Here is a 6,065-nt window from a genome sequence, read left to right as displayed (position 1 = left end):
ATGTGTTGGGTCAATAGCATAGACTCGGCGTACTATGATGTCAAGCCTCTACAGACATGAAAAAGCGATTGTAGATCCATGGAGGCAGGCTTGTACTCATCTTAGGGGTGAGTAGTTACTGGCCAGGATTTTAATCCCGGCCGGGGAGAGATGCTTGCGGATACGACTGGGCTTTCCCGGATAAATACAGACCGGACGTCAGGGGTTTTCCGCATCGGCAGCTGGAGGCAGCCCCGTGCGGTTTTCTAGCAGGGCGTGCATGGCGGTGCTGACATAGGCCTTGAGATCGGCCAGCATATCGGCTTTTTCGGGCATCTCTTTGTCAGGAGTGAAAGAGGGTGTGGGATAGAGCTGATAACGCCCGGCTATTGCCTTGCCATGAGGTGGTTTGATAACGATGCGATCACCACGGAAGTGTGCCACCGTATGATCGCTGCCCGAGGGCTTGATGATGCCGAAGCCGGGATCGTCTGCAGGAAGGGATAGCAAATCCCGCCCCCAGCACTGGTGAGTGAAGGGCTTGCCCAGAAGCAGGCTGACGGCGGTGGGGACGATGTCCTGCTGGGTGGCGGCGGTGTGCACACGCTTGCCATAGACATCCTGAATGCCGGGCGCCAGCAGCAGCATGGGTACGTGAAAACGCAGCAGATCGATTTCGCTGAGCTGGTTTTTCACCCCGAAGCCATGATCACCTACCAGCATGAACAGCGTATCCTTGTACCAGGGTTGTTTCCTGGCCTCGTCGAAAAAGCGCCCCAGCGCCCAGTCGGCATAGCGCTGGGCCGTAAGGTGTGCGTTCAGGCCGCCGAACCCGGTTACCGGACTGACCGGCAGAGGATCAGGCAGGGCATAGGGCGTGTGGTTTGACAGGGTCTGCAACACGGCGAAGAAAGGTTTTTCCGCGGGCATGCGATTCAGTTCGCGCAGGGCCTGGTCGAACATGTCCTGATCTGAGACCCCCCAGGTGGGATCGGTGAATACCGGGTTTTCCATGTGATCCCGGCCGATGAAGCGGGTCATGCCCTGATTGCGGAAGAAGCCCTTCTGGTTGTCCCAGTTGAACGCGCCGTTGTATACATAGACATCTTCGAAGCCCATGGGCTTGAGCAGTGCGGGCAGACCTGAGAACTGGTGCTGGCCCTCGGGTTCCTGCATCAGGTATTCGAAGCCAGGCAGGTTGGGAAAGCAGGCAACGGTGGAGAACATGCCCTGGTGGGTGTGAGTGCCGTTGGAAAAGAAACGGTCGAAGATCAGGCCATCTTTCGCCAGCTCATCGAAGCGTGGCGTAATGCCGTGATCATTGCCCAGGGCGCCAGTGAACTGACCGGAAAAACTCTCCATGATGATAAACACGAGGTTTCTGGGCTGTACGGGCAAGCGGGGCCGAGGCGTATGGCGGCGCAGAACAGGATACTGTGCCGGCAGTACGAGCGTGTCATCGGGAGTCAGCAGCAGCTTGCGCGTGCGCTCCAGCGCCTGAGCGGCGGGCATGATCTTGAGCCAGCTTTTCCCCGCATCCTTTTTCTTGTTGCCCATGGCCGCTCTGGCCAGTGACCAGGTGCCATTGAGTGCCAGATGGTTGGCAAACAGGCTCTGGCTGTGGAATGCGTCACCCCAGCGTAGAGGGGCACCTGAACGCAGGGTGCCACGGGCTCCCCAGGCGATCAGGAAGGCGCAGATCAGAAAAACAGGCAGACGCAGCCACCAGGCAGGGTAATGCCGTCCGAACTTGCGGGTCAGCTGATCTGCTTTCACCAGGATCCATGTGAAAAGTGCAACCAGAACAGCCCACAGCAGCAGGTAACGGACCACCGGAAAACCGTGCCAGATCATGCTGCTCACGGTCGCCGGGTCTTCTTTCAGATACTGAATGGCAAGACTGTTCAGCCGGGTGTGGAATTCATGATAGAACTCCGGTTCTGAAATGCCCAGGAACAGAACGATGGCGGCGGTGACGATCAGCCAGGCTTTTGCCAGTTTGCGCTGGCCAAGACCGTTCGGCAGCAGCAGCGCCAGGACCAGGGGCAGGAGGATATAGCTGCTGATAATGAGGTCGAAGCGCAGTCCTACAACAAAAGCCCAGAGTAAATCGGTAGTGGGAGTGCCGCTGGCAAGATCCGGATTTCTTGCCCAGAGAACCGCGCGTAGTATCGCCTGCACGAAGAGCAGCAGCAGAGCCGAAAGACTGATAAAACCGATATCGGCAAAAAGAGGGCGCAAGCGGCTGGTGTAGTTCATGTGTAAGAGCGGCAGAAGCAGGAAAGGATGAGATTATAGCCGATCATCGCAATTGAATACTGCTGGCAACGCCCATCTGCCCAGGTCAGGCCGGTGTTCGTGTGTGTCCCGCACCGGATTGAAGGGGACCGCCGCCCTGCAAAAAGTGGCAGGAACAGGTATCCGGCCTTTCGGTGCGTCTTCAAACTGAGTACACTAGCGCTTTCCTGAAACCGAGGAACCGTGATGCAGGATATTAACCCCATTACCAACAAGATTGCTGATTTGAAGGGACGTCTGGATTCTCTCAGGGGGTATCTTTGACTACCCTGAAAAGAAAGAACGGCTGACTGAGGTCCTGGCTGAACTGGAGGACCCTGATGTCTGGAACGATCCTGATCGTGCCCAGGCGCTCGGCCGGGAACGCGCGGACCTGGAAGCCGTGGTGGACAACATGGACGAGATAGCCGCGGGTCTGGATGATGCTGCCGACCTGCTGGAAATGTCTGTGGAAGAGGGCGACGAGGAATCTGTTGCCAGTATTTCCGCAGACACCAATGCCTTCGAGAAGCGTGTGGAAGAACTGGAGTTCCGGCGCATGTTCTCGGGCGAGATGGATGCCAACAACGCCTTTGTGGAAATCCAGGCGGGTTCCGGCGGCACCGAAGCCCAGGACTGGGCGGAGATGCTGCTGCGCATGTACCTGCGCTGGGGAGAGGCTCACGGTTTCAAGACCGAGCTCATGGAAGTCTCTCCCGGCGAAGTAGCGGGTATCAAGTCAGCGTCCATCCGTTTTGAAGGTCCGTATGCCTTTGGCTGGCTGCGCACCGAAACCGGTGTGCACCGGCTGGTGCGAAAGTCACCCTACGATTCCGGCGGCCGCCGTCACACGTCCTTTGCGGCTGTTTTCGTGTCACCGGAAATCGACGACAGTGTGGAGATTGATCTGAATCCGGCGGATATCCGCGTGGACGTGTACCGCGCTTCCGGTGCCGGTGGTCAGCACGTCAACAAGACCGAATCCGCCGTGCGCCTGACTCACCTGCCGACCAACACCGTCGTGCAGTGCCAGAGCGGACGTTCCCAGCACAAGAACAAGGACCAGGCCATGAAACAGCTCAAGGCCAAGCTCTATGAACTGGAGATGGCCAAGCGTATGGAAAACCAGCAGGAACTGGAGGATGCCAAGTCCGATATCGGCTGGGGCAGCCAGATAAGGTCCTATGTGCTGGACCAGTCCCGCATCAAGGATTTGCGCACCGGCGTGGAAACCGGCAATACCCAGGCGGTGCTTGATGGTGGCCTGGACATGTTTATCGAGGCCAGTCTCAAAAGCGGTCTGTGACGCGAGGCGTCTTTGGCCTGAGGTCTGTTACGTAGGTTGGGCTTCAGCCCAACTAGAAGTCCGTCGGACTGAAGTCCGACCTACAACCGGTATTTGAAGAAAATGAATGACAACACCCAGGATGAAAACAAGCTCATTGCCCAGCGTCGTGAGAAGCTGCAGAGCAGGCGCGAACAGGGCGTGGCCTTTCCCAATGACTTTCGCCGCGAGGACCTTGCCGAGGATCTGACCCGGGAACTGGGCGACAAGAGCAAGGAAGAACTGAAGGAGCTCGACCGTCAGGCAAAGGTGGCGGGGCGCATCATGGCCAAGCGGGGGCCTTTCCTGGTCATTCAGGACATGAGTGGCCAGATCCAGTTCTACGTGGACCGAAAAGGTCTGCCGGCTGATTTGCTTGAAGAGACAAAGACATGGGATATCGGCGATATCGTGGGTGCTGAAGGCCCGGTGCACAAGTCGGGCAAGGGAGATCTGTACGTCAATATGAAGCAGGCGAAACTGCTGACGAAATCTCTGCGTCCCCTGCCGGAGAAATGGCATGGCCTGCAGGATACCGAACTGCGTTACCGGCAGCGCTATCTCGATCTGATCATGAATCCCGAATCGCGCAAGATATTCATACTGCGCTCGCGGATGATCGACTATATCCGCCGTTTCCTGGTCGAGCGGGGGTTTCTGGAAGTGGAGACACCCATGATGCAAGTGATTCCCGGTGGCGCCACGGCGCGTCCTTTCGTTACCCATCACAATGCACTGGATCTGCCGCTTTACCTGCGAATCGCGCCAGAGCTGTATCTCAAGCGCCTGGTGGTGGGCGGTTTTGAAAAGGTGTTCGAGATCAATCGAAATTTCCGCAACGAGGGCCTGTCCACGCGTCACAATCCTGAATTCACCATGCTGGAATTCTACGAAGCCTATGCGGACTATCATCACCTGATGGATCTCACCGAAGCTATGCTGCGTGGGATTGCAAAGGACCTGCTTGGCAGCACGGTGATCGAGTCCCAGGGTGATACCTATGATTTTGGCAAGCCTTTTACCCGACTGACGGTGAAAGAATCCATACTGCATTTCAATCCCGATATTCCCGCAGCGGATCTGGATAAAAGGGAGAAGGCAGTGGTCCATGCCGAAAGGCTGGGCGTGGATGTCAAACCGGGCTATGGCCTGGGCAAGATCCAGATCGAGATCTTCGAAAAGACAGTGGAGCACAACCTCAAGGATCCGACCTTCATTACCGCTTATCCCACGGAAGTGTCTCCCCTGGCGCGTCGCAACGATGAAGATCCCTTCGTCACCGACCGCTTCGAATTCTTTGTCGGGGGCAGAGAAATCGCCAACGGTTTTTCTGAGCTCAACGATCCGGAAGACCAGGCCGAGCGTTTCCGCAAGCAGGTGGAGGAGAAAGATGCCGGCGATGATGAGGCCATGCACTTCGACGAAGACTACGTGCGCGCTCTGGAACACGGTCTGCCACCAACTGCAGGAGAGGGCATCGGCATCGACCGCCTGGTGATGCTTTTTGCCGATGTGCCTTCCATCAGGGATGTGCTGCTGTTCCCCCATATGCGTCCCCAGGGATAAACCATGGCTACATGGAAAGGAACAGGCAGGTATCTTCCATTGCTGGGATTGCTGCTTTTCCTGTCGGGCTGTGCATCCAAACCTGCCGGCGGTCTTTTTGATCCCGTAGCGCCCTCAGCGCACTCACGGGATCCCATTGTTCGTGTGCTGGCAGACGGCAAACTGCGCCTGACGCTGCGGATCCTGGGAAAGGAAGAAATGCAGCAGCAACTCGGCGTCGATCTGACCCAGAGGCGGATACGCGGCCTCTGGATAGAGATTGGCAACCAGACAGATACCTCCTGGTGGCTGCTGCGCTCGTCCCTGGACTGGGACTATTATCCGGTCAGCGAAATACTGTATTCGCTGCAGGAAGAACTCGGGCTGGAGCGACTGGCTGTACTGAGTGACAAGCTCCGCAGCAGTCGTTTTCGCAATCCTGTTCCGGCACATGGCAAGAGGGCGGGTTACCTGTTCGTAAGCAGCAGTCATCTGAACCGTGTCGCCCAGCTGGTGTTGCGTGGCGTGGATGGCGCCTGGCAGGTACCCGTCTATCTGCCGGTACCTGAGCTGCAGGGATATCGTCTGCCGGAAGTCACCGATCTGTATCCACCGGAAGCCATCATCGATACGGACGTGGAAGGGCTGCGCAAACTGCTGAAGCAGTTGCCTTGCTGTACCGGCGATGCACGGGGAAGCAAAGAGGGTGATCCTCTTAATCTTGTACTGGTGGGAAAACCTTCCGATGTTCACTATGCGCTTGCCCGCAGAAGCTGGCACTCCGTGGAAAAGAACTATCTGCTCTCGGCCGAGAAGACCGTCGCTGCCAGCCATGGAGAGCGAAGCGAAGGCTGGTAGACCCCAGTAGCCGCGAGGCCGCACTGCTTACCCGTCGTGCGCATAGCGCCAGAGGGGAAGCAAAGTAGGCATCCAAACGCGG

General features: G+C 57.3%; 4 protein-coding genes. 3 read left to right on the top strand and 1 reads right to left on the bottom strand.

What is annotated here, in order from left to right:
• Positions 1-198 precede the first annotated feature (198 nt).
• Positions 199-2,238 (bottom strand): LTA synthase family protein, encoded by a 2,040-nt coding sequence (locus ACOCD2_RS10715; RefSeq protein ID WP_293646408.1) that lies wholly within the window; start codon positions 2,236-2,238, stop codon positions 199-201.
• A 225-nt stretch (positions 2,239-2,463) separates the two neighbouring features.
• On the opposite strand from ACOCD2_RS10715, the gene prfB reads away from it, so the two are divergent.
• The 3 genes from prfB to ACOCD2_RS10700 all read left to right on the top strand — a co-directional run bounded on the left by prfB (position 2,464) and on the right by ACOCD2_RS10700 (position 5,983).
• Positions 2,464-3,562, top strand: a protein-coding gene (gene prfB / locus ACOCD2_RS10710; protein WP_293646410.1) for a peptide chain release factor 2 whose coding sequence is annotated in 2 segments (ribosomal slippage) — positions 2,464-2,538 and positions 2,540-3,562 — 1,098 coding nt in all. Because the reading frame shifts where the segments join, the coding sequence is not laid out codon by codon here.
• A 102-nt stretch (positions 3,563-3,664) separates the two neighbouring features.
• Complete coding sequence (gene lysS, locus ACOCD2_RS10705) at positions 3,665-5,146, top strand: lysine--tRNA ligase (RefSeq protein WP_293646412.1); 1,482 nt, start codon at positions 3,665-3,667, stop codon at positions 5,144-5,146.
• A gap of 3 nt (positions 5,147-5,149) precedes the next feature.
• Complete coding sequence (locus ACOCD2_RS10700; RefSeq protein ID WP_293646414.1) at positions 5,150-5,983, top strand: hypothetical protein; 834 nt, start codon at positions 5,150-5,152, stop codon at positions 5,981-5,983.
• Positions 5,984-6,065 lie beyond the last annotated feature (82 nt).

Origin of the sequence: Thiolapillus sp. (assembly GCF_048562965.1) — a bacterium.
Classification (GTDB): Bacteria; Pseudomonadota; Gammaproteobacteria; order Chromatiales; family Chromatiaceae; genus Thiolapillus; species Thiolapillus brandeum_A.
Note: the sequence above shows the minus strand (reverse complement) of the source record. Positions and strands in the feature narration are given on the sequence as shown.